Source organism: Caulobacter sp. Root1472, assembly GCF_001426985.1.
Classification (GTDB): Bacteria; Pseudomonadota; Alphaproteobacteria; order Caulobacterales; family Caulobacteraceae; genus Caulobacter; species Caulobacter rhizosphaerae.
In genome coordinates this window covers 115,119-138,574 of record NZ_LMFX01000023.1, presented here as the reverse complement: position 1 = coordinate 138,574, position 23,456 = coordinate 115,119, and the positions used below count along the sequence as shown (strand labels likewise).

At 71.0% G+C, this 23,456-nt stretch carries 21 protein-coding genes; 14 read left to right on the top strand and 7 right to left on the bottom strand.

All coding sequences use genetic code 11. The features are described from left to right. Window positions 1–118 precede the first annotated feature (118 nt). The 6 genes from ASD47_RS15635 (at window position 119) to yihA (ending at window position 4,852) form a co-directional block, all read left to right on the top strand. Entirely contained in the window at window positions 119–1,117 is a 999-nt protein-coding gene (locus ASD47_RS15635) for an NADPH:quinone oxidoreductase family protein (RefSeq protein WP_162251655.1), read from the top strand. Between the two features lie 11 nt (window positions 1,118–1,128). Then, window positions 1,129–1,503, top strand: coding sequence for a hypothetical protein (locus ASD47_RS15630; protein WP_056758454.1), 375 nt, complete (start codon window positions 1,129–1,131; stop codon window positions 1,501–1,503). A gap of 117 nt (window positions 1,504–1,620) precedes the next feature. After that, entirely contained in the window at window positions 1,621–1,755 is a 135-nt protein-coding gene (gene rpmH / locus ASD47_RS15625) for a 50S ribosomal protein L34 (RefSeq protein ID WP_012284717.1), read from the top strand. Between the two features lie 104 nt (window positions 1,756–1,859). Further along, a complete protein-coding gene (gene rnpA / locus ASD47_RS15620) occupies window positions 1,860–2,303 on the top strand; it encodes a ribonuclease P protein component (protein WP_056758451.1) in 444 nt (147 codons plus the stop codon). A 9-nt stretch (window positions 2,304–2,312) separates the two neighbouring features. Beyond that, window positions 2,313–4,196: a membrane protein insertase YidC gene (gene yidC / locus ASD47_RS15615; RefSeq protein WP_056758446.1), complete on the top strand. Its 1,884-nt coding sequence runs from the start codon at window positions 2,313–2,315 to the stop codon at window positions 4,194–4,196. After that, window positions 4,196–4,852, top strand: a complete 657-nt coding sequence (yihA, locus tag ASD47_RS15610) for a ribosome biogenesis GTP-binding protein YihA/YsxC (protein WP_162251654.1) — start codon at window positions 4,196–4,198, stop codon at window positions 4,850–4,852. The genes yidC and yihA overlap by 1 nt, the downstream gene beginning before the upstream one ends. A gap of 6 nt (window positions 4,853–4,858) precedes the next feature. Here yihA and ASD47_RS15605 read toward each other — a convergent pair whose 3' ends face one another. Next, entirely contained in the window at window positions 4,859–5,311 is a 453-nt protein-coding gene (locus tag ASD47_RS15605) for a hypothetical protein (RefSeq protein ID WP_056758443.1), read from the bottom strand. 112 nt (window positions 5,312–5,423) lie between these two features. Between ASD47_RS15605 and ASD47_RS15600 the strand changes: the two genes are divergently transcribed. Continuing rightward, complete coding sequence (locus ASD47_RS15600; protein WP_056758439.1) at window positions 5,424–5,921, top strand: ASCH/PUA domain-containing protein; 498 nt, start codon at window positions 5,424–5,426, stop codon at window positions 5,919–5,921. 110 nt (window positions 5,922–6,031) lie between these two features. On the opposite strand, the gene ASD47_RS15595 is transcribed toward ASD47_RS15600, so the two are convergent. From ASD47_RS15595 to ASD47_RS15580, 4 genes are all read right to left on the bottom strand, one after another. Next, window positions 6,032–6,484, bottom strand: coding sequence for a chemotaxis protein CheW (locus ASD47_RS15595; RefSeq protein WP_029911988.1), 453 nt, complete (start codon window positions 6,482–6,484; stop codon window positions 6,032–6,034). Between the two features lie 161 nt (window positions 6,485–6,645). Next, window positions 6,646–6,765, bottom strand: a complete 120-nt coding sequence (cydX, locus tag ASD47_RS15590) for a cytochrome bd-I oxidase subunit CydX (protein WP_035071806.1) — start codon at window positions 6,763–6,765, stop codon at window positions 6,646–6,648. Between the two features lie 13 nt (window positions 6,766–6,778). Then, complete coding sequence (gene cydB / locus ASD47_RS15585; protein ID WP_056758436.1) at window positions 6,779–7,921, bottom strand: cytochrome d ubiquinol oxidase subunit II; 1,143 nt, start codon at window positions 7,919–7,921, stop codon at window positions 6,779–6,781. Window positions 7,922–7,934: 13 nt separating this feature from the next. Then, entirely contained in the window at window positions 7,935–9,515 is a 1,581-nt protein-coding gene (locus tag ASD47_RS15580) for a cytochrome ubiquinol oxidase subunit I (RefSeq protein WP_056758433.1), read from the bottom strand. 120 nt (window positions 9,516–9,635) lie between these two features. On the opposite strand from ASD47_RS15580, the gene cydD reads away from it, so the two are divergent. From cydD to ASD47_RS15555, 5 genes are all read left to right on the top strand, one after another. Beyond that, window positions 9,636–11,270, top strand: a complete 1,635-nt coding sequence (cydD, locus tag ASD47_RS15575) for a thiol reductant ABC exporter subunit CydD (protein ID WP_056758430.1) — start codon at window positions 9,636–9,638, stop codon at window positions 11,268–11,270. Further along, on the top strand, window positions 11,267–12,991 hold the full coding sequence (locus ASD47_RS15570) for an ATP-binding cassette domain-containing protein (RefSeq protein ID WP_082564638.1): 1,725 nt from the start codon (window positions 11,267–11,269) through the stop codon (window positions 12,989–12,991). Before cydD ends, ASD47_RS15570 begins: the two co-directional genes overlap by 4 nt. A 33-nt stretch (window positions 12,992–13,024) precedes the next feature. Then, window positions 13,025–14,497: a PAS domain S-box protein gene (locus tag ASD47_RS15565; protein ID WP_235525900.1), complete on the top strand. Its 1,473-nt coding sequence runs from the start codon at window positions 13,025–13,027 to the stop codon at window positions 14,495–14,497. A 3-nt stretch (window positions 14,498–14,500) separates the two neighbouring features. Then, entirely contained in the window at window positions 14,501–15,130 is a 630-nt protein-coding gene (gene fixJ, locus ASD47_RS15560; protein WP_056758424.1) for a response regulator FixJ, read from the top strand. 120 nt (window positions 15,131–15,250) lie between these two features. Then, window positions 15,251–15,898 carry a helix-turn-helix domain-containing protein gene (locus ASD47_RS15555; protein WP_056758421.1) on the top strand — a complete coding sequence of 216 codons (648 nt, stop codon included), beginning with the start codon at window positions 15,251–15,253 and terminating at the stop codon, window positions 15,896–15,898. A gap of 171 nt (window positions 15,899–16,069) precedes the next feature. Here the strand turns inward: ASD47_RS15555 and ASD47_RS15550 are convergent, their stop codons facing one another. Both ASD47_RS15550 and ASD47_RS15545 read right to left on the bottom strand, forming a co-directional pair. Continuing rightward, on the bottom strand, window positions 16,070–16,921 hold the full coding sequence (locus ASD47_RS15550; protein WP_056758416.1) for an aldose 1-epimerase: 852 nt from the start codon (window positions 16,919–16,921) through the stop codon (window positions 16,070–16,072). A gap of 166 nt (window positions 16,922–17,087) precedes the next feature. Beyond that, window positions 17,088–19,094, bottom strand: coding sequence for an SPFH domain-containing protein (locus tag ASD47_RS15545; protein ID WP_056758413.1), 2,007 nt, complete (start codon window positions 19,092–19,094; stop codon window positions 17,088–17,090). Window positions 19,095–19,373: 279 nt separating this feature from the next. On the opposite strand from ASD47_RS15545, the gene ASD47_RS15540 reads away from it, so the two are divergent. Both ASD47_RS15540 and ASD47_RS15535 read left to right on the top strand, forming a co-directional pair. Further along, window positions 19,374–22,451 (top strand): DUF2339 domain-containing protein, encoded by a 3,078-nt coding sequence (locus tag ASD47_RS15540; RefSeq protein ID WP_056758411.1) that lies wholly within the window; start codon window positions 19,374–19,376, stop codon window positions 22,449–22,451. Beyond that, window positions 22,448–23,455 (top strand): SMP-30/gluconolactonase/LRE family protein, encoded by a 1,008-nt coding sequence (locus tag ASD47_RS15535; RefSeq protein WP_056758408.1) that lies wholly within the window; start codon window positions 22,448–22,450, stop codon window positions 23,453–23,455. Before ASD47_RS15540 ends, ASD47_RS15535 begins: the two co-directional genes overlap by 4 nt. The last annotated feature ends 1 nt before the right edge of the window (window position 23,456 follow it).

The window sequence follows — 23,456 nt, the reverse complement described above, 5'->3', positions numbered from 1 at the left end:
GACCCAGATGGACTGGCTTGGCGGCTGACGCCAAGGGCTCCAGCTCTTCCAATCCGCCACACAGCTAAGGGATCTGGGTCCCGGCGTTCGCCGGGATGAGCGGAGATTGAGGGAATCCATGACAGCCACCATGCGCGCCCTTGTCGTCGAGACCCTGGCCCCCGACTTCGCCGGCTGCGCCGTCCGTGAAGTCGCCACGCCGCAGCCGGGTCCCGGCCAGGTGCTGGTCCGCGTGCGGGCCGCCAGCGTCAACTTCCCCGACCTGCTGATGACCCGGGGCGAATACCAGTTCAAGCCGCCCCCGCCCTTCACGCCCGGCCTGGACCTGGCCGGCGAGGTCGCGGCGCTGGGCGAGGGCGTCACGGGCTGGAGCCTCGGCGAGGCCGTGGTCGGCGGGGCGCGGCTGGGCGGGTTCGCGCAATATGCCGTGCTGGCCGCCGAGGCCCTCAAACCCAAGCCCGCTCGGCTGTCGTTCGCGGAAGCCGCCGCCTATGGCGCGGCCTACCTCACCGCCTATGTCGCCCTGGTGCGCCGGGCGCGGCTGGAGCCCAGCGAATGGGTGCTGGTGCATGGCGCGGCCGGCGGGGTGGGGCTCGCGGCCGTCGACCTGGCCAAGGCCCTGGGCGCGAAGGTGATCGCCGCCTCGGCCTCGGACGAGAAGCTGGCGCAGATCCAGCGCCTCTACGCCCCGGACGCCATCGTCAACGTGACCGGCGGCTTCAAGGACGAGGTCAAGGCGATCACCGGCGGGCGCGGGGCCGACGTGATCTACGACCCGGTGGGCGGCGACGTGTTCGACGAGAGCGTGCGCTGCATCGCCTTCGACGGCCGGCTGCTGGTGATCGGCTTCACCTCGGGCCGCATCCCGACCGTCTCGGTCAACCTGCCGCTGATCAAGGGCTTCTCGGTGATGGGCGTGCGGGCCGGGGAATACGGTCGGCGATTTCCGGAGAAGGGACGCGAGAACACCGAGGCGGTGTGGCGGATGGCCGACGAGGGCGTGATTTCGCCGCATGTGCACGCCACGTTCAAGCTTGAGCATTGGCGCGAGGCGTTCGACCTCCTGGCCAACCGGCAGGTGGTCGGCAAGGCGGTGGTGCAACCGAACGAGGTTTGAAGGAGCTTGCGATGATCCGCGAAGTGACGCTGGCGGCAGCTCTCGCGCTGACGGCGAGCATGGCACACGCCGACGAACCGCCCCTGTACTTGAAAGGCGTGCTGATCAAATCCGTCGAGCGCTCCAGAGTCGGCTCGGGGATATTCGTTTTCTGGCATCGCTGGACCGTGGAACCGCGGGCCGGCGATACGATGTCGCTATTCTCTCTGAGCCTCTCCACCGAAGAGCCCCTGCCGAGCCCTGGCCAGCTTTGCGACGTGCGCTATCATTTGGGTAAGTTGGGAGGCATGCCAGGCCCTGCTTTCGATACGGCCAAGGATTGGCCGATCGTGGATGACTTCACCTGCGCACCGCTCTCGCAGAAACCCGGCCCGCCAAGCCCCTGATCCGACTCGGCTTCGTGTCGGACTCCGGTTGACAGCGCCCGCCCCTTCCCTTATCCACCGCCCCTCACTCGCGGCGGCCCTCCGGCTTCCGCGTCCCATTATTATCGGAGCCACCTCGTGAAGCGGACATTCCAGCCGTCGAAGCTCGTGCGAGCCCGCCGTCACGGCTACCGCGCGCGTATGGCCACCAAGAACGGCCAAAAGATCGTCGCGCGTCGCCGCGCCAAGGGCCGCAAGCGCCTGACGGCCTAACAGCCTTTCTCCCGTCTCCATTTCGACGGGATCCAGACCATGATGAAAGCCGCCCTTTCCTCGAACCAGGCCCAGCGCCTGCGCCGGAAAGGGCGGCTTTTTTCATGACCGACGCCTCGGTTGCGCCGCCGGCCAAGGCCGTGAAGATCGAGCGCCTGAAGAAGCGCCCCGACTTCCTGAAAGCCGCCAAGGCGCCCAACCTAGCGCGCGGGGCGGTGTTCATGCAGATGCGCCCGCGCCACGACGACGACCCGCTGATCCGGGTCGGATTCACCGCCACCAAGAAGATCGGCGGCTCAGTCCAGCGAAATCGCGCCAAAAGACGCCTGCGCGAGGCCGCCAGGCTGCTTCTCCCCCTTCATGGCCGCCCGTCTTGCGACTATGTGTTCATCGCCCGCGGCGGAACTGGCCAGCGGGACTGGGGGCGTTTGCTTGACGATGTTAAAACCGCGCTGATAAGCCTCGCCGCCGACCTCGATCGCGCGGGCCCGGGCGCGACGCCCGCTCCGCACGCCCCCGCCGCGTCCGATTCCTCCGTTTCTGGTTAAGTCCAACCCATGCAGAACGACTCCAACAAAAACACGCTGATGTTCATCGTCTGCGCGTTCGCGATCCTGATCGGCTACCAGTTCCTGGTGCTGGGTCCGCAGCAGAGGAAGGCCGAGGCCGAGCTTCGCGCCAAGAAGGTCGCCGAGGCCCAGGTCGCGGCCCAGCCAGGGATGACCCTGGGCGCCGACGGCCTGCCCCAGCCGCTGAAGCTGTCGCGCGACGAGGCCAAGGCCCAGAGCCCGCGCATCGCCGTCGACACCCCGGCCCTGTCGGGCTCGATCGCCCTGAAGGGGGCGCGGATCGACGATCTCTGGCTCAAGCGCTACACCCAGACGGCCGACAAGAACTCGCCGCCGGTCGAGCTGTTCCGCCCCGAGGGCGCCGAGCACGCCTGGTTCGCCGACTTCGGCTGGGCCGGGATCGCCGGCATGACCGGCCTGCCCACGCCCCAGACCGTATGGACCGCCGCGCCCGGCCAGGTGCTGCGTCCGGCCACGCCGGTCGTCCTGACCTATGACAACGGCCAAGGCCTGGTGTTCACCCGCACCATCTCGGTCGACGCCGACGCCATGTTCACCGTCGCCGACACCGTCCGCAACCAGGGCGGGGCGGCCGTGGCCCTGGCGCCCTACGCCTCGGTCCAGCGCCAGGGCATTCCGACCGAAGGCCCGCACGGCCTGGGCAAGACCCAGATCGTCTACGAGGGCGGCATCGGCGTGCTGGGCGGCATCGACGGCGTCGAGAGCGGAAAATACATCCTGCAGAACAAAGCCAAGTACCCGAAGTGGAAGAAGGACAAGCCGCTGCAGGACAACCTGGAGTCCAAGGGCGGCTGGATCGGCATGACCGACAAGTACTGGCTGGCGGCCCTAGTTCCCCAGCAGTCCGAGATGATCAAGGGCCGCTTCCAGGTGAAGCCGGTCAGCGGCGTCGACGTCTATGAATCGGCCTTCACCGGTTCGCCGCGCTCGCTGGCGGCCGGCGCCACCGTCACCAGCACCACCCGCCTGTTCGCCGGCGCCAAGACCGTGCCGCTGCTGACCCGCTACGAGTACGGCGGCAAGCCCGTGGTCTGGTGGCAGTTCTGGAACCGCCCGGCCGCCGCCATCCCCAGCTTCGACAAGGCCGTCGACTGGGGGATGTTCGAGGTCATCACCCGGCCGATCTTCAACGTCCTGGAGATCTTCTACAAGCTGGTCGGTAACTTCGGCGTGGCCATCATGCTGCTGACCGTCACCCTGAAGCTGATCCTCTTCCCGCTGGCCGACAAGAGCTACGAGTCGATGGCGAAGATGAAGAAGATCGCCCCCGACGTCGAAAAGCTGAAGGCCAAGCACAAGGACGATCCGGCCAAGCAGCAGCAGGAGATGATGCAGCTGTACGCCAAGGAGAAGATCAATCCGATGATGGGCTGCGTGCCCATGCTGATCCAGATCCCGATCTTCTACTCGCTGTACAAGGTGCTGACGGTGACCATCGAGATGCGGCACGCACCGTTCTTCGGCTGGATCGTCGACCTGTCGGCGCCCGAGCCGACCACTCTGTTCAACCTGTTCGGGCTGATCCACTGGGATCCGGCCACCCTGCCGATCCTGGGCGCTTCGGTCGCCCACCTTGGCGTCTGGCCGCTGCTGTACGGCTTCACCATGTGGCTGACCACGGCGATGAACCCGCCGGCTGGCGATCCCATCCAGCAGAAGATCTTCCAGTTCTTCCCGATCGTCTTCACCTTCACCCTGTCGAACTTCGCGGTGGGCCTGGTGATCTACTGGTGCTGGAGCAACGTGCTGACCATCATCCAGCAGTACATCATCATGCACCGCTACAAGGTCGAGAACCCGATCGACAAGCTGATCGCCCGCTTCAGCGGCAAGTCCGTCGGGGCCACCTGATGAGCGAGCTGGGTATGGACGAGCTGGGTTACGGCGAAGAGGAGATCGAGGCCGCCCGCGTGCTGTTCGCCCAGCCGGCGACCTTCATGATGGGCGCGGTCAAGATGGACGGCATGCCGGCCCCGACCCTGCCGGAAGTGGCCTTCGCCGGTCGCTCCAACGTCGGCAAGTCCAGCCTGATCAACGGGCTGGTCGGCCAGAACCACCTGGCGCGCGCCTCGAACTCGCCGGGGCGCACGCGGGAGGTCAACTTCTTCGTGCTGGCCGAGAAGCTGCGCCTGGTCGACCTGCCGGGCTACGGCTTCGCCCGGGTGTCCAAGAGCATCGCCGACAAGTTCCAGGACCTGGGCCGGGCCTATCTGCGCGGCCGGGTGAACCTCAAGCGGGTCTATCTGCTGATCGACGCCCGCCATGGCCTCAAGTCGGTGGACGCCGAGGCCCTGGACGCCCTGGACATCGCGGCGGTCTCCTACCAGATCGTCCTGACCAAGGCCGACAAGATCAAGCAATCCGAGCTGGACGTCACGGTCGACAAGACGCTGAAGGCGATCGCCAAGCGTCCGGCCGCCTTCCCCAAGGTCCTGGCGACCTCGTCGGAGAAGGGCTACGGCCTGCCCGAGCTGCGCGCCGAGATCGCCCGGACCTGCCTGAGCTGAAACGGCTCAGCCGCGGGCCGAGGACACCACCCAGCGGGCCGCGCCGACCGTGATCGCGTCTTCGACGAGACCGGTCGGCGTCTGGCCGAACCGGCGCATGGCCCGCTTTCGCAAGCCGAAGGTGACGTAGGCGGACACGACGGCCGCCGCCGCGCCCAGGGCCGCGCCCTCCAGCGCCCGCCGACGGGGAGCCAGGGCCGCGCCGGCCAGGCCGCCGCTGACGAGGCGCGCGAGGATGCCGGCCAGCACGATACGGTCCGGCGCCGAACGCAGCTTGTCGCCCCATAGCTCGCCGCCCGCCAGGATCGTCGAGCCGGTCGCCACCAGCGGATCGCCCAGCCAGGACGGCGCGCCGGTGTCGCGCGGCAGCTGGCCCTTGCGGGCGGCCTCGCTGACGGCGGCGAAGGGGGTGACCGCGCGGGCGCCCGCGACCAGCCCGATGAGGAAGGATCGGATCATGTCCACACAAACCCGCCGGTCGCCGGTTCGATCCCGCGACGCGCGGCCTGCGTGATTGCTATAGAGTCCGGGCTCGGCTAAGAGCGCCGCCCCGTCCCTGAAGAACCCGCCCATGACCCGTCACGAACTGAAGACCTGGCCCCAGTATTTCGCCGCCGTCCGCTCGGGCAAGAAGCGCTTCGAGATCCGCCGCAACGACCGCGAGTTCGCGGTGGGCGACGTGCTGGTGCTGCGCGAGTTCGATCCGGAGCAGGACGTCTATACCGGCCAGGTCGAGGAACGGCAGATCACCTTCCTGCTGTCGGAAGAGGACTACGGCGTCATCCACGGCTTCGTGGCCATCGGCTTCGGCGAGGTGGTCCATCACGGCGACATGCCGGCCGACGGCGCCCTGACGGCGGCGCAGCTGGCCCACTGGCACGAGACCGTCTCGAACAACGCCGCCCTGCGCGCCCAGGACGCCCGCAAGGTGGCCCAGAGCTACGCCGCCCCGACCACCGGCCGCGCGGCCATGCCGGTCGCCGCCGATCGCCACAGCGCCGTGGCCGCCGCCGCCGAGACCGAAGCCGCCTTCCACGCCGCGGCCGCGAAGATCGTGCGGGGGAAGTAGGTTGCATCGGTTGGGGACAGGCGCATGCGCCTGTCCCCAGTCCGGGGCGCTGAATCAAAAAGGGCGGACCTCACGGCCCGCCCTTTTTCGTTGCGCGATGGGGCGACGCCTTACGCCGCCTGGCTGACCTGGGCCGGGAAGACGTCGTCCATGCGCAGATAGGTGATCAGGCGGCTGTCCAGCGAGATGATCGCCTGGATGAAGCGCAGTTCGTCGGTCCCCAGGTCCGGGGTCGGCTGCAGGTGGTCGCGCGACACGGTGAAGGTCTCGCTGACCGCGTCGACCAGGATGCCGGCCAGGCGGTCCTGGCATTCGACCACGACGATGACGTGGCGGGTCTCCGGGACGGTGACGCCCAGACCCAGGCGATTGCGCAGGTCGATGACCGGCATGATCGCGCCGCGCAGGTTGATCACGCCCTTCAGGAAGGCCGGGGCGTGCGGGATCGGGGTGGCCGGGGTCCAGCCGCGGATCTCGCGGACCGTCTTGACGTCGATGCAGAACTCCTGCTCGCCGATGCAGAACGAGATCAGCTCCAGGGCGGGTTCGGCGTGGTCGGTCATGGTCGGGTCCCGAGGGTCGAAGGTCTTCGCGGCGAAGGCCGAAAACCGGCTTCGCGTCGTCTGTCACAAGAGCCCGAGCGCCGTTTAATAACGGTTAATGCAGCGCTTGCGCGACGGCGTCGAATTGTCGCGCGCGCTGGTCCTCCTCCCGTGGGGGAGGATCACGGCTCCGACGCCCCGACATCGCCCTCGTCGGTCAGGTTGAACTCGTACCAGACGCCGTTCAGTACGCCGAAGGCGACGGCCAGGCCCAGGCCCAGCACCCAGGTGAAGTACCACATGGCTTGAAACTCCTCAGTACAGAGCCGGGTCGGTCTTGAGCGCCGCCGTGCTGGTCCGGCCCCACAGCACCTTGAACACCCAGGCGGTGTAGAGCAGCACGACCGGCATCAGCACCGCCACGACGATCAGCATGATGAACAGGGTCAGGTGGCTGGATGAGGCGTTCCACACCGTCAGGCTCGAGCGCGGATCGATGGTGCTGGGCAAGATGAACGGGAACATCGACAGGCCCACCGTGGCCACGATCCCCGCCGCCGAGGCCGACGAGCCGCCGAACGCCAGCGCCGCCGACCGCCGCCACAGGCCCAGCAGGGCCAGGATCGCGCCGCCGAGGCCCATCACCGGCGCGACCAGCATCCAGGGATGGCGGCCGAAATTGTCGAACCAGGCGCCCGGACTGGCGACCGCGGTCCCGCGCAGCGGATTGGAAGGTCCGGCGGGGTCGAACGCCCCCTCGATGCGGAAGCCCAGGCGCGTGGCCAGCAGGCCCCCGACCACGAACAGGGCCAGGCTGGCGATCCCGGCGCCCGCGCCGAACCGGCGGGCCCGGTCCCCGACCACGCCCTGCTCGGCCTTGATCCCCAGCCAGGCCGCGCCATGCAGCACCAGCATGGCCACCGACAGCAAGCCGCAGACCAGGGTGAAGGGGGTGAACAGGCCGAAGAAGGCGCCGTGATAGGAGGCGCGCAGGTCGCCATCCAGCTTGAACGGCGCGCCCTGCAGCACGTTGCCCACGGCCACGCCGAACACCAGCACGGGCACGAAACTTCCCGTGAACAGCGCCCAGTCCCAGAACGCCCGCCAGCGAGGATCCGGCCGCTTGGACCGATACTTGAAGCCGACCGGCCGCAGGATCATGGCCACCAGCACCGCGAAGATGGCCAGGTAGAAGCCCGAGAAGCTGACGCCATAGACCAGCGGCCAGGCCGCGAAGATCGAGGCCCCGCCGGTGATGAACCACACCTGGTTGCCTTCCCAGGTGGCGCCGACGGTGTTGATCACCATGCGGCGTTCCTCGTCGGTGCGGGCGACGAAGGGCAGCAGCGCGCCCACGCCCATGTCGTAGCCGTCGGTCACGGCGAAGCCGATCAGCAGCACGCCCAGCAGGCCCCACCAGATGATGCGCAGGGTCGGATAGTCGAGGGGAAGGTCCATGATCCGATCTCCTTTAAGCGACGGCTTCGCCGGCGGGGGCGGCCCCGGGACGTCCGGGCGCGCCGGACGGGAAGGCCTCCTGCTCGGCGAAGGGGCCCTTCTTGATGGTCCGCAGGATCAGCCCGACCTCGACCACCGCCAGGGCGCCGTACAGCAGGGTGAACACCACGATGCTGGTCAGGATCTGGCCCACGCTCAGCGACGACGGGGCCAGGAAGGTGGGCAGCACGCCCTCCACCGCCCAGGGCTGGCGCCCGACCTCGGCCAGCACCCAGCCCAGCTCGGTCGAGATCCACGGCAGCGGAATGGCCGCCACGGCCAGCATCAGGAACCAGCGCGTATTGTGCCGCCGCAGGGTGACCAGCACGAAGGCGGTGGCGAACATCGCGATCATCAGGAAGCCGATACCGGCCATGATCCGGAACGACCAGAACATCACCGGCACGTTCGGCACCGTGTCCCAGGCGGTCTTCTGGATCAGCGCCTTGTCGGCGGTTCGCGGGTCGGCGACGTGGCGTTTGAGCAGCAGGGCGTAGCCGAGGTCGCGGCGGTGCATCTCGAAGACGCCGCGCGCCGCCAGGTTCTTCGGATCGGCCTTCAAGGTCTCCAGGGCGTCATAGGCCACCACCCCGCTCTCGATCCGGGTCTCGGCCTGGGCCACCAGCTCGAAGATGCCGGCGACCGGCCGGTCCAGGCTGCGGGTGGCGATCAGGCCCAGGACATAGGGGATCTTGATCTCGTCGTGGGTCTTGCGGGCCTTCAGGTCCGGGATGCCGAAGGCGGTCAGGCCGGCCGGGGCGGGTTCGGTCTCCCACATGGCCTCCAGGGCGGCGAGCTTCATTTTCTGGTTGTCGGTCAGGGCGTAGCCGCTCTCGTCGCCCAGCACGACCACCGACAGGGACGAGGCCAGGCCGAAGGCGGCGGCCACGGTCAGCGAGCGCTTGGCGACGCTGACATAGCGGCCCTTCAGCAGATAGAAGGCGCTGACCCCCAGCACGAAGACCGCGGCGATGGTGTAGCCGGCGCTGACCGTGTGCACGAACTTGGCCTGGGCCACCGGGTTGAACAGCACCGCCCGGAAGTCGGTCACCTCCATGCGCAGGGTGTCGGGGTTGAAGGCCGCGCCGACCGGGTTCTGCATCCAGCCGTTGGCGACCAGGATCCACAGGGCCGACAGGTTGGTGCCCAGGGCGACCAGGAAGGTGACCAGCAGGTGGGTGACCGGCCGCAGCTTATCCCAGCCGAAGAACATCAGGCCCACGAAGGTGGCCTCGAGGAAGAAGGCCATCAGCCCCTCGATGGCCAGCGGCGCGCCGAAGATGTCGCCGACATAGTGCGAGTAGTAGGACCAGTTCATGCCGAACTGGAATTCCATCGTCAGGCCGGTGGCCACGCCGAGCACGAAGTTGATGCCGAACAGCGTGCCCCAGAACCGCGTCGTGGTGCGCCAGATCGGCCGCTTCGTCATCACATAGACGCTCTCCATGATCACCAGCATGAAGGACAGGCCCAGCGTCAGGGGCACGAACAGGAAGTGGTACAGCGCCGTCAGGGCGAACTGCAGACGGGAGAGGTCGACGACGGCGGGGTCCATGCAGCGCTCCGGTGGTCGTTGGCGATCGCGCCAAGGACCTTCTACCCCTAGACGCATCAAGGCCAGGGCGCTTTGATCCTGATCAAGGACGCGCCCGTCCCCCGCCCCTAACAACGGCCGATGACCGCCAGTTTCACCGCCCAGCTCGACGCCGTCGCGCGACCCTGGCTGCAGGCGATGGGCCCGGCCGGCGGCCGCGCCGTGCGGACCGCGCCGCTGTGGCTGCTGGCCGACGCGCCCGCCGCGGTCGCCTTCGCCGCCGGCCTGGCCCTGGCGATCGACGCCCTGCCGCGGGGCCTGGCCGCCGCCGCGCCCTGGCTGGCCCTGCTCGCCCTGGCGGCCGCCGCGCGGGGCGGGCTGGCCAAGCGCGCCGCCGAGGCCGGAGCCCTGGCCGCCGCCGGGGTCAAGGCCCGGGCGCGCCAGGACGCCGTCGCCTCGGTGCTGGGCGGTCGCGTCACCGGCGGCGAGGCCCTTTCGGCCGTGGTCGAGGGGGTCGAGGCCCTGGACGGCCACGTCTCGCGATTCGCGCCGGCGCGAATGGCCGCCGCCGTCGCGCCGCTGCTGGTCATCGCCGCCATCGCCGTCGCTAGCCCCGTGGCGGCGGGGATCCTGCTGGCGACCCTGGTCCCGTTCGGCCTGGTCATGGCCCTGGCCGGCGGCGCGGCGGCCGAAGAATCGCGGCGGCAGTTCCTGGCCCTGGAGCGGCTGTCCGGCCTGTTCCTCGACCGGGTCCGCGCCCTGCCGTTGGTCCTGGCCTTCCAGGCCGAGGGCGCGGTGACCCGCGACCTGTCGGTCGCCGCCGACGACCTGGCGCGGCGGACGATCCGTGTGCTGAGGGTCGCCTTCCTGTCGTCCGGCGCGCTGGAGTTCTTCGCCGCCCTGTCGGTGGCCCTGGTGGCGGTCTATTGCGGCTTCAACCTGCTACGGCTGCTGCCCTTCCCGGTTCCCGAGCAGCTGGACCTGAAGCGCGCCTTCTTCGCCCTGGCCCTGGCCCCGGAGGTCTACGCCCCGCTGCGCCGACTGGCCGCCGCCTATCACGACCGCCAGGCCGCCGAGGCCGCCGCCCTGACCCTGGCCGCCCTGCCGCTTCCGCCGCCCGCTCCCCCAACCACCTCGTTCGACGCCCCGCCCGCCCTCCGCTTCCAGGCCGTGACCGTGACCTACGCGGCCGGCGAGGCTTCGGTGTTCGACGGCTTCGACCTCGATGTCGCGCCCGGCGAGGTCGTCGCCCTGCTGGGCCCCAGCGGCAGCGGCAAGACCACCCTGCTGAACCTGCTGCTGGGCCTGGCGCCCCTGAGCGGCGGCGAGGTGTCGATCGGCGACCAGCGCCTGTCGCACCTGGGCTCGATCGCCGCGTCGGTCGCCTGGGCCGGACAGTCGCCGGTGGTGCTGCCCGGAACCCTGGCCGACAATCTGGCCCTGGCTCATCCGGGCGCCGCCCGCGAAGACCTGGTGCGAGCCGCTCGCGCCGTCGGCCTTGACGCCGTGCTGGACGACCGGAACGGCCTCGACACACGGCTGGACGAGCGCGGCGCGGGCCTGTCCGGCGGCGAGCGGCGGCGGCTGGGCCTGGCCCGGGCGCTGCTCAAACCCGCCCCGATCCTGCTGCTGGACGAGCCGACCGCCGACCTCGACGCGACCTCGGAACAGGCCCTGCTGCCGATCCTGCGCCAGGCGGCGCGCGGCCGCACGACCCTGATCGCCACCCATTCCGAGGCCGTCGCCGCGCTGGCGGATCGCGTGGTGCGGCTGTGAAGCGGCTCGCCGGCGGTCCCCTCGCCGACCTGATCCGCCAGCAGCGTCGGCGCCACGCCGACGGCCTGCGCCTGGCCGCGCTGTCGGCCGCCATCGTCGGGGCGGGATCGGTGCTGCTGCTGGGCCTGTCGGGGTGGTTCCTGACCGGGGCGGCGATCGCCGGCGTCGCCGGACTGGCGGCGGCCCAGGCCTTCAACGTGCTGCTGCCCAGCGCCGGCATCCGCCTGCTGGCCATCCTTCGCACCGCCTTCCGCTATCTGGAGCGCCTGTCGGGCCACGCCGCGGCCCTCAAGGCCCTGGCCGCCATCCGCCCGACGCTCTACGCGTCCCTGGCCGCCGCCCCGCCGGCCCAGGCCCTGGCCCTGTCGCGCGGCGAGGCCTCGGCCCGGCTGGTGCAGGATGTCGACGCGGTCGAGACCCGGCTGATCCGCCTCTCCGCCCCCTGGGGCGCCGGGGCCGCCGTCGCCGCAGGCCTGGCCATGGCCGCTCCCACCGGCTGGGCGAGCGCCGTGGTCGTCGCCTTGGCTGTCGCCGCGACCGTGCTGGGCGTCCGCGTCCTGACCCGCCGCCTGACCGCCCGCACCGGCCCGGCGATCCAACAGGCCGCCGGCGACCTGAAGGACGCCCTGGCCGCCTACGCCGCCGCCGCGCCCGAACTGCGGGTCTACGGCGTCCAGGACCGCGCGGCCGCCGAGATCGCCGCCAAGGGCGCGCGGCTGGACGCCCTGAAGCGCCAGGCCGTGGCCGCCGGCGGCTGGGTGATGGGGCTGCAGGGCGCGATCCTGGGCCTGGCCGTCGCCGGGGTCCTGGCCTTGGCCCACGAGGCCGCCACGCCCCTGGCGGCCATGGCCGGGCTGGCGACCGCCATGGCGCTGGAGGGCCTGGCGGGACTAGGCAAGGCGTTCGAGCAGGCGTCGGGCGCCGACGCGGCGGCCGAACGGTTGGACGCGGTGCTGGGGCATGAGCCGACGGCGGCGGGCGCCCAGGCCTTATTGGATTGTCCAAGCCTGAACGTCGGCGATCTCATCCTCGAACCGGGCGCGCGTCTGGTCCTGACCGGCCCGTCGGGTTGTGGCAAGACGACGGTGCTGGAGCGACTGCTCGGCCTGCGCTCTTTAAACTCCACTCATCCCGGCGAAAGCCGGGACCCAAGCGGTATCGGCCCTGTAGATGCCGAGCGAAACCACCCCCTCGGCTTGGGTCCCGGCTTTCGCCGGGAGGAGCGGAGTGTGGGGGTGGCGCTCGCGCTGAACGGCCACGCCATGGAAGCCCTAGATCCGACCACCCCCCGCGCCGCCTTCGCCCACGCCCCGCAGGACGCGGCGATGATCGCCGGCACGGTGCGCGCCAACCTCGCCCTGGCCGGCCCGCACGCCGAGGAAGCCGTGTGGGACGCCCTGGCCGACGCCGCGCTGGAGGCCCGGGTCCGCGCCCTGCCCCAGGGCCTGGACACCTGGATCGGCGAGAACGGCGAACGGCTGTCGGGCGGCGAGCGGCGGCGGCTGTCCCTGGCCCGGGCCCTGCTGCGCGACGCGCCCTGGCTGCTGCTGGACGAGCCCACCGAGGGCCTGGACGCCGCCACCGAGGCCCTGGTGGTCGCGCGCCTGGACGCCCGCCTGAAGCGCACCGGCCAGGGCCTGGTGCTGGTCAGCCACCGGCCCGCGCCGCGCGCCTTGTGCGATCGGGAACTGCCAATCGCTCCGCCCCGCGCTATAGGGTAGTCGACCTTGCGCAGCGGAGGCCGCTATCACGTGATGACCACGGTTTCGGCCGGGACGCTGCACAGCGACCTGCGGCCCCGGGCGTATCTGGCGGCCATGGCCACGGTGCTGGCCTGCTGCCTGATCCAGCTGGCCCTGCCGCCCGGCTTCACGGCCCCGTCGGCCTTTCTGCTGTTCGTGCCGTCCGTGCTGATCAGCGCCGCGGTCGGCGGCCTGGCGCCGGGCCTGTTCGCCACGGTCCTGGCGGCGGCCTCGGTCTGGATGCTGAAGGTGCAGGGACGGCCCGACCAGGCCACCGCCCTGTCCAGCCTGGTGTTCGTGATGATCGGCTCGGGCATGTCGGTCGGCGGCGGCTGGTTCCACGCCGCCCGCTCGCGCGCCGCGGCCATGACCCATCACCTGCAGTCGATCCTCGATTCGGCCCCCGACGCGGTGATCGTCATCGATCCGGCCGGGGTGATGACCTCGTTCAGCCCGGCCGCCGAACGGCTGTTCGGCTGGACCTCGGCCGAGGCGATCGGCCGCAATGTCAGCCTGTTGATGCCCGAGCCCGAGCGCAGCGCTCACGACGGCTTCCTGGCGCGCTACGCCCAGACCCGCGAAAAGCGGATCATTGGCATCGGCCGCGTGGTGGTGGGCCAGCGCAAGGACGGAAGCACCTTCCCGATGGAGCTGGCGGTCGGCGAGACCCGGGGCCAGCAGCCGTTCTACACCGGCTTCATCCGTGACCTGACGGAACGCCAGCAGACCGAGGCCCGACTGCGCGACCTGCAGACCGAACTGGTCCACGTCTCGCGCCTGACCGCGATGGGCGAGATGGCCTCGACCCTGGCCCACGAGCTGAACCAGCCGCTGTCGGCGATCGCTAACCTGCTCACCGGCTCACGCCGGCTGATCGACCGCGGCCGGCCCGAGGACCAGGCCAAGGTGCGCGACGCGGTCGACAAGGCCTCGGCCCAGGCGCTGCGGGCCGGCGACGTGATCCACCGCATGCGCGAGTTCGTGCGGCGCGGGGCCAGCGAGCGTGCGCCCGAAAGCCTGTCCAAGGTGGTCGAGGACGCCGCCGCCCTGGCGCTGATCGGCGCACGCGAGCACCTGGTGACCACCCGCCTGCAGCTCGATCCGGCCGCCGACGCCGTCTACGCCGACCGGGTGCAGATCCAGCAGGTGCTGGTCAACCTGATCCGCAACGCCGTCGACGCCATGGCCGACTCGCCGAGACGTGAGCTGACGATCGCCAGCCAGCGGCTCGAAAACGGCTCGGTTCAGGTCAGCGTCACCGACACCGGCTCGGGGATCAGCGACGATTTCCGCGAGCGCCTGTTCCAGCCGTTCATGACCACCAAGGCCGAGGGCATGGGGGTGGGCTTGTCGATCTCGCGCTCGATCATCGAGGCGCACGGCGGGCGCATCTGGGCCGATCCGAATCCGAAGGGCGGCACGGTGTTCCACTTCGTCCTGCCGCCGCGTAGAGATGAGGACGAGCACAACAGGCCAGGGACGTGATCGATGAGTGAAGCCGTGGTCCACGTGGTCGACGACGACGAGAGCGCCCGCGAGTCCCTGGCCTTCCTGCTGGAGGCCGCCGACTTCGAGGTGGTCAGCCACGCCTCGGCCCTGGCCCTGCTGGACGCCTTGCCCCTGGACGGCGCCGGCTGCGTAATCACCGACATGCGCATGCCCGACATGACCGGCCTGGAGCTGGTGCGCGAGCTGGGCGCCCGCGGCTGCCGCGTGCCGATCATCATGATCACCGGCCATGGCGACATCCCCCTGGCGGTCGAGGCCATGCGGGCCGGGGTGGCCGACTTCATCGAAAAGCCGTTCGGCGAAAGCCGGATCCTCGACGCCCTCAACCGGGCCCTGGAGGCCGGGCCGCCGCCCCTCGCCCAGAACGGCGCCCCGACCGCCGCCTCGGACGAGGCGGCGCTGGTCCGCCAGCGGCTGGAGACCTTGTCGGAGCGCGAGCGCCAGGTGCTGGACGGCGTCGTCGACGGCCAGCCCAACAAGGTGATCGCCCGCGAACTGGGCATCAGCCCCCGCACGGTCGAGATCTATCGCGCCAAGCTGATGGCCAAGATGCACGCCGACAACTTGGCCGCGCTGGTGCGCATGACCCTGTCGATTCGCCGGGGGTGAGCCCGCGGCGATCGCGGCGTTCAAGCCAGCCTAGGTAGTCCCCCTTAGGCATAGGACCCGACTGTACCGCCAGGCTCCCGCGACGGAGATTGGGCGGGCCAAAGAGATCGGGAAACCCTCATGCTGTCCGTGATCCAGACCGCCGCCCCCATCGTTACGCGTCCGCCCGCGACGATCGCGCTGGACGGCCTGCGCCAGAGCTACGGCCCGGGCGAGACGATCTTCGACGAGGGCCAGCGGGCCGACCGGGTCTATCAGCTGACCTCCGGAAGCCTGCGCACCTGCAGGATTCTGCGCGACGGACGCCGCCAGATCGAGGCCTTCCACTTCGCCGGCGACGTGTTCGGCCTGGAGGGCGGCGAGACCCACCGGGTGGCCGCCCAGACCCTGGGTCCCGCCCAGGTGCGGGTGATGCCGCGCTCGGCCCTGGAGGCCCTGGCCCACGAGCATGCCGACGTCGCCCGCCGGCTGCTGGCGCTGACCACCGACAACCTGCGCCGCTGCCAGGACCACGTGCTGATGCTGGGCCGCCGCACCGCCTGCGAGCGGGTCGCGGCCCTGCTGCTGGACCTGGCCGAGCGGACAGGCGCGGACGCCCTGCTCGACGTGCCCATGACCCGCCAGGACATGGCCGACTATCTGGGCCTGACCATCGAGACCGTGTCGCGCACCTTCACCCAGTTCCAGCACGACGGCCTGATCGCTCTGCCGACCACCCGCAAGGTGCTGCTGCGAGATCGGGCGGCGCTGGAGGCGATGGTGGATTGAGGCTCGGCCTTCATCTTCCCTCTCAACCGTCATTCCGGGCCTTGTGCCCGGAACCCCTCTGTCCGCCGCAGGTGCGGAAGGGTGGCGCGCCGGCGCGCCACGGCGCTTCACCGTCGGCTGAACCAGGGGTCCCGGGCACGAGGCCCGGGATGACGACCAAAAGAGTAGGCCCTAGCTCGACGCGACGTTCATCCACACCGACGCCGTCTCGCCCGGCGCCAGGACCTTGATCCCGCTGTCGTCGCCGGTGAACGGGTCCGGGCGGTTGGCCACCGGTTCGGCGCAGACGAAGTCGGCCCCCGGCGGCGAATAGACGTGCAGCCAGCGGCACTCGGGCGACGCCGTCAGGGTGGTGCTCGCCCCGCCCGGCGCCGACAGGGTCGCGACGCCGGTCCAGCCCGTGTAGCAGTTGTCGATCAATTCGCCGACCGCGGTCGGGGCGCCGGCCGCCCAGTCCGAGCGCCAGACGCCCTCGACATGGCGGGTGGGCAGGCAGTCCTCGTCGGTCAGCCAGACGCCGGTCACGCCCGCCTGCAGCCGCTCGCCCGCGCGGGCCGGGAAATAGGGGTGGAAGCCCAGGCCGACAGGCATCGGCTGGTCGCCGGTATTGGTCACCGACAGGTCCTGGCGCAGGCCCGCCTCGCCCAGGATGAAGCGCTGCTCGGCGCGCCAGGCCCAGGGCCATTCGCCGGGCGGATGGTCGAAGGCGAGAACCGCCTGCGTCTCGTCCGCTGAGACCACGCTCCAGGCTCCGCGCCAGGCCTGGCCGTGCAGGGCGTGCGGATGGTCGCCCAGGTTCGGCGACAGGGCGACGTCGCGGCCGCCGAAGCCGAAGCGCCCGTCGCGGATGCGGTTGCAGAACGGGACCAGGGCGAAGTTGCCGGTGTCGAGCACCTCGGTGGTTCCGGCCGGCGCCGGCCGCAGCAGGTCGCGGCCGTCCCAGGTGAACCGGCCCACCGAACCGCCCAGGGCGGGCAGCAGTTCGACGCGGGCGCGGGCGGTCTGCAGGACGACGACGGTCATGGGAAAGCCTCGGGAACTGGCGGTGACGCGGCCTGCCTACGCACATCGCCCGGCCGAGACAAGCATGGCGAAACGGGCGGACGCCCCAAAAGGATCGTCATCCCGGACGCCTCGTGAGGCTGTCCGGGATGACGACGGCGGGTTCAACCCTTTCGGGCTGAAGCGCCTACTCGACCTCCTCCGCTGCCCGCTGGTCGCTGGCGTCGACGGCCAGGCCCAGCTTCTCGGACATCAGCAGGGTCAGCAGGGCCTGCATGACCCCGCCATTGGCCCCGCCCTCGCCGCCGGCCCCGGTGATCGAGACCTTGGGCACCACGTCGACGCCGCTGGTCTCCAGGGCCTCGGCGAAGCGCTCGGCCACCTGGCGGGCCAGCTGGTAGCGGGCGCCGCCCGAGGCCTCGACCTGGCTGGCGATGGCCTCGGCGGTGGCCAGGCCCACCTTGCTGACCCGCTCGGCCTCGGCCCGGGCCAGGGCCACGACCTTGCCGGCCTCGCCCTCGCCCAGCAGGCGGGTGGCGTCGGCGTCGGCCTTGGCCAGGGTCCGGCGCTGCTGGGCCTCCTGTTCCGAGCGGGCCAGGCTGGCCTTGCCGGCGTTCTGCTGCACCTGGATCGACAGCTGGCTTTCGGTGATCGCCGTCTGCTGCTTGGCCAGGGCCTCGGCCTCGCGCAGCTCGCGCTCCTTCTGGGCGGCGAACTTCTGCCGCTCATAGGTGCCGATCTGCTCGTCGGCGATCTGCCGCTGGCGAAGCTGGGTCAGGATCTTCTCGATCTGGTCGTCGCCGCTGGCCGCCGGGCGCGGCGTGCCGATCAGCACCTCCTGGAGCTCGAGGTTATAGAGGCCGAACTTGGCCTTCATCTCCTCGCTCGACTGGCTCTGGATGGCGCTGCGGTCCTGCAGCAGCTCGATCAGGGTGCGGGTCTGGCCGATGTTCTTGAAATAGGCGCTGACCATCGGGTCCAGGGTCTGCTCGACCAGCTTCTTGATGTCGCCGAACCTTTGGATGACCAGCGGCGCCTTGCGGTAGTCGATGTGCACCACGACCGAGACCGGCAGGGTCGGCTCGAACGCGTCGCGGGTGATCAGCGACACCTCGGCCAGGTTCTCGTCGAACTTGTGCGAGCCCACGGCCATCGTCTCCCACTTCAGGATGAAGTTGGTGGTCGGCACCATGGTCACGCGCCCGGCATAGGTGTTGAAGGCGTACTTGCCCGGCAGCAGCGGGTCGCGCCACACGCCGCGCTCGCCGTTGGCGACCAGTTCCCCGTGGCGATAGCCCTCGCCCGAGGTGTCGGCGCCCAGCGCGCCGGTATAGGACACCACCACGCCCACCTGGCCGACCTCGACCACGGTCTTGTCGATCCGTTCGACGGTCGCGAACAGGCGGTTGATGTAATAGGTGCCCTCGACCAGCACCTGCAGCTGGCGACCCTTGCGACCGCCGGCGGCCAGGAACTTGCCGGCCTCCTGGAAGCTGTTGTGATAGGTCGTCGTGTCCTCGGGATCGACGCCGACCAGCGGCGCGATCAGCTCGCCCGACGGCAGGCCGGGGCCGTCATGGACGGTGATCACCCCGATCTGGTCGTCGGCGTCCTTGATCACGACCGGCTCGAAGCCGCCGCGTTCCTCGATGATCTCGGCCATCTGCTCCAGCAGGTCGGCCTCGCTGCGCTCCAGGCTCAGCGCGAAGGTGCGGTCCTTGGTCACCACCACGAACTGGGCCAGGTTGATAGCGTAGGCGCCCTCGCGCAGGATCTTGCGCTGCGGGCCCTTCTGGCCGCGGGCCTCGAGGAACTTGCGCGCGTCCTGGAAATCGACGCCGGCCGGGTGGGTGGCCAGGGTCTGGTCGGCCTCCAGCGGCGCGCCGTCACGGGCGAAGACATAGCCGATCCGGCCCTGGGGAATGGTCACCAGGGACTGGACGTGCAGGCGGTACTGGAACGGAAAGAAGAAGTGCAGGCCGCCGCGCAGGACGTCGGGCTGGAAGCCCGCCTCCTCCTTCAGCGCGATCAGGCCGCCGGCGATCGAGCCGCGTCGGCTCCACAGCTTCTCGACCACCGCCACGCGGTTGTTGCCGATGTAGCGGACCATGCCCGACGCGGCCACGAACACCGCCGCGAGCACGACGAAAAGCGCCGAACCGACCAGCGGTCCCAACGCCAAGAGGTTAGACATTTAGGTAGCCCCATGTGGCCGCCTGGGAAGCGATGATCGCTCCATGAATCAGCGGCCACGCTTCAAGTATGCATGCCGCGGCGCCGCGCAATCATGGGGCGATCACATCGGATCACGGACGCGAGAACTCCGTTACATGAAGTTCACGAAGGCCCGTTCGCCCGGTCCCAATCCGTCTTGTTTGACCTGGGCCTTGTCGCCGCGGCGCTGGACGGGCGTCAGGGTGTTGGGGCACAACTCGCGGCTGACAGGCCGGGGGGCCTGGGTAGGGGCGTATCCGTGACCTGGCTGATCATCGTCGCCCTGGGCGTCTGGGCGCTGTACCTGAATCGACGGCTGGACAAGCTGGAGGCCAAGGTCCGCATCCTGTCGAGCGCCCCGCCGACGGTCGCTCCGCGCCGCTCCGACCAGGCCGCGCCGCAGGTCCAGGCCGCGCCGGCGGCCGCGTCGCCGAAGCCGTCCGAACCGACGTTGACGGCCCAGGACTCCGCCGACGCGGCGCGGCCGATGACCATCCCGACAATGGCCACGGGGCCCGACGCGCCGCTCGCGCCCGCCCGCCGCCAGCCGCCCCCACTGGCCTCCCAACTGCGGCCAAGCGTCACCTGGGCCCAGGCCTCGACCTGGCTGGCCGAGAACGGCCTGGCCTGGCTGGGCGGCGGAGGATTGGCTCTGGGCGGCCTGCTGCTGGTGGTCTACGCCGCCCAGCGGGGGGTGTTCACCCCGCCGTTCCGCATCGCGGCCGCCGTCGTCATGGGCTTTCTGATGATCGCCGCCAGCGAGTGGATCCGCCGCCAGACCAGGGCCCCGGGCGGACGCCACGCCCTGGCCGCCGCCACCGCGGCCGGAGCGGGCGCGGTCACGCTCTATGGCGCGGTCTGGGCCGCCCACGTGCTTTACCAACTGATCCCGCTCCCGCTGGCGGCGGTGCTGATCACGGCGGTGTCTGGCGGCCTGCTGGCCCTGGCCCTGTTGCACGGCGAGGCCCTGGCCCTGCTGGCCCTGCTGGGCGCCTTCCTGGCCCCGGCCATCACCCGCCAGGGCGCCTGGCCGCCGCTGGCCTTGCAAGGCTACCTGATGCTGCTGGGGGCGACCGGGCCCACCGTCGCCGCTCTGCGCCGCTGGGGACCGACCGGCCTGGCCACCCTGGCTGGCCTGGCGTTCTGGAGCCTGGCGGCGCTGGCGCGAGGACGCGAGGCCGATCTGGCCCTGCTGCTGGCCGTCGCCCTGGCCGGCCCGGCGCTGGCCACGCTCCGGCCCGACCCGAGGCCCGCGGCCGCCGGAACTGACCTCTTCCAGCGCCTGCCGCTGATCGCCCTTCTCGCCGTCAGCCTGGGAGCGCTGGGCCTCTGGCGGCTGGGCGACGCCGACGCCGCGCCGATCCTGGCGGCCCTGCTGATCTTGGCCGCCGCGACCCTGGCGGCGTTCGGCCGCGCGCCGGCCTGGGCCTTCGCCGCCCCGGCCGCCTCGGCGATCCTGGGCCTTCTGTCGGCCCATCGGCTGGGGGTCTCGCACCCGACCACGCCGAACGGGGCCTGGCCGATCTTCGCCGAGGTGTTCGGCCTGACCGTCGTGATCGCCGGCGCCGGCCTGGCCGCGGCGCTAAGCCGTTCGGCAGCGGTCCAGGTGCGCACGACGCTGCTGGCCATCGCCGGCATCGGAGCCATGGCGCTGGCCAATCTCGCCTGGCCGCTGCTCGATGGCCTGCCCGGACGCTTCGACGATCATGCCGCGGCTCTGGCCAGCGGCCTGGCCGCCGCCTTGCTGGCCGCCGGCGCGGTCCTGCTGGCCCGCCGGGTCGAGGACCCGAAGCAGGACGTCGGCCTGGGCCTGTGGATCGCCGCCGCCGCAGAGCTGCTGTTCCTGACCGTCCATGGCCTGACGCCGCATCATGCCGAACCCGCGGCCATGGCCCTGGCCGCCCTGGCCCTGGCGGCGGTCGCCAACCGCCGACCCTGGCGTGGCCTGGCCGCCACGGCCGTGGCCGGAGCTGTCGTCACCCTGGCCACGATGCTGCGCCCAAGCTTCGTGCTGGACGCGGCGAGCGGCGCCCTGTCCCTACCGCGCCTGGCCCTGGTCACCGCCGTGGCCGTCATCGCCCTGGCCGCCGCCGGGCGGACCGTCGGCGCGGCGCGACGCGACCACCGAACGGAGGCCGAGGCCCTGTCGACCGCCGCCCTGCTGACCCTGCTGGCGGGCCTGTTCCTGATCCTGCATGCGGTGCTGGCCCGCTGGACCCCGCCGTCCGCCGGCGCCGAGCCCCTGCTGGAAGCCTCGCTGCGCACGGCCCTGGTGCTGAGCGCCGGCCTGCTGCTGGCCCGGCGCGGCCGCACCGACGATGGTCCGATCGCTCGCTGGCGGCTGATCGTCGTCGTCACCCTGGGGGCGTCCTACGGCCTGCTGGCCGGCGGCCTCTTCCTGCATCCCTGGTGGGGCGAAGGCCGGATGGCCGCCGGCCTGCCGCTGCTCAACGACCTGTTGCTGACCTTCCTGGCGCCGGCCCTGCTGTTGGCGGCGACCGCCCACTTCCGGCCCGATCCGGCGGACCGCTGGAGCCGCGGCTGGTTCGCCGCCGCGGCGGTCTTCGCCCTGTTGTGGGCGGTGACCGTCGTCCGTCACGCCTTCCACGGCGCGGCCATGGATATCGCCGCCATCGGCCGGGCCGAGGCCTGCGCCTATGCGGTGATCGCCCTGCTGACCGCCCGGGCCTTCCGCCTGGATCGCCTGCGCGCCTCGCGGGCCGCCTGGCTGCACGCCGCCGCGCCCGCCGCCGGCTGGACGGCCCTGGCCGTGGCTCTGCTGGTGTTCGGCTGGCTGGCCAGCCCGTGGTGGGGACCATCCGAAACGCCGATGGCCTCGGCCCACGTGGCGCTGGTCCTGGCCCTCTACGCCGGCGGGGCCGGGGCGGCGCTGAGCCTGCGACGAGGGCACGGCGCCCTTGATCGCGCCGCGCTGTGCGCCTCGGTCGGCGCGTTGTTCGCCCTGGTCACCTTGCTGATCCGCTTCGCGTTCCATGGCGCCGATATGCGCCAGGGCCTGGATCGCGGCGGACTGGAAACCTGGACCTTCTCGGCGGTCTGGACGGTGTTCGGCCTGATCGTGCTGTTCCGCGCCTCGGCCCGCAAGGATGCGGCCTTGCGCTGGTTGGGTCTGGTCGTGCTGCTGGCCACCGCCGCCAAGGTGCTGCTGTTCGACATGGCCACCCTGGACGGCGTGGTCCGCGCCGCCTCGTTCCTGGCGGTCGGCGCCCTGTTCATCGCCGGCGCCCTGGTGGCGCGTCGGCTCAACGCGGGGCACAAGATCAAGGCTGACGATTCGCCGACCGCCCAACCCGACGACAGGAGCCCCGCCCCGTGAGCCAAGCCTTGCCGATGACCCGCCGCGGCGTGGCGGCCTCGATCCTGACCCTCGCCGCCGCGCCCGTGCTAGCCAAGACCCAGGTCTACCCCGTGGTGGGCAAGGTCGAGCGCCTGGACCCGGCCCTGGACGCCTTGGTCGACGCCGACGCGCCGGTCGAGCAGGTGCTGGACGGCTTCACCTGGAGCGAGGGGCCGGTCTGGGTCGGCGGCAAGGACGGCTTCCTGCTGGTCTCGGACGTTCCGGCCAACAAGATCCTGCGCTGGTCGCCGTCGGCGGGCGGAGCGGTCTGGCTGTCGCCCTCCGGCTATGCCGGTCCGGAGACCAACAGCCTGCGCGAGGCCGGCTCGAACGGCCTGATCCTGGCGCGCGGCGGGCTGGTGGTCGGCGACAGCGGCAATCGCTGCGTCTCGCGCATCGACCTGAAGACCAAGAAGAAAACGGTGCTGGCCGCCAGCTTCGAGGGCAAGCGCCTCAACAGCCCCAACGACCTGGTCCTGGCCCGCGACGGGGCGATCTACTTCACCGATCCGCCCTGGGGCCTGAAGGGCGACTGGCGCTCGCCCTACCGCCAGACCGACTATGCCGGCGTCTATCGCCTGGGAGCCGACAACAGCCTGACGATCATCGACAGGACCGTCGAGCCCAACGGCATCGGCCTGTCGCCCGACGGCCGGACGCTGTACGCCACCGACCGCAAGTCCGGCTGGGTGGCCTGGGACCTGGACGCCAAGGGCGCGCCGACCGCCCGCCGGCAGTTCGTCGACCGCGCCGCCAGCGGCATCGACGGCGGCGACGGCCTGAAGGTCGACCGGGCCGGCAACCTGTGGGCCTCCAGCAAGGACGGGATCTCGATCTTCACCCCAGCCGGCAAGCGGATCGGGATCATCCGGGCCGACGACGTGATCTCCAACTGCGAACTGGCCGCGGACGGCCACCTCTACATGTCGTCCAACCACCGTGTGGTCCGGGTGCGGATCAAGGCCCGGAAGCTGGCGGTCTGAG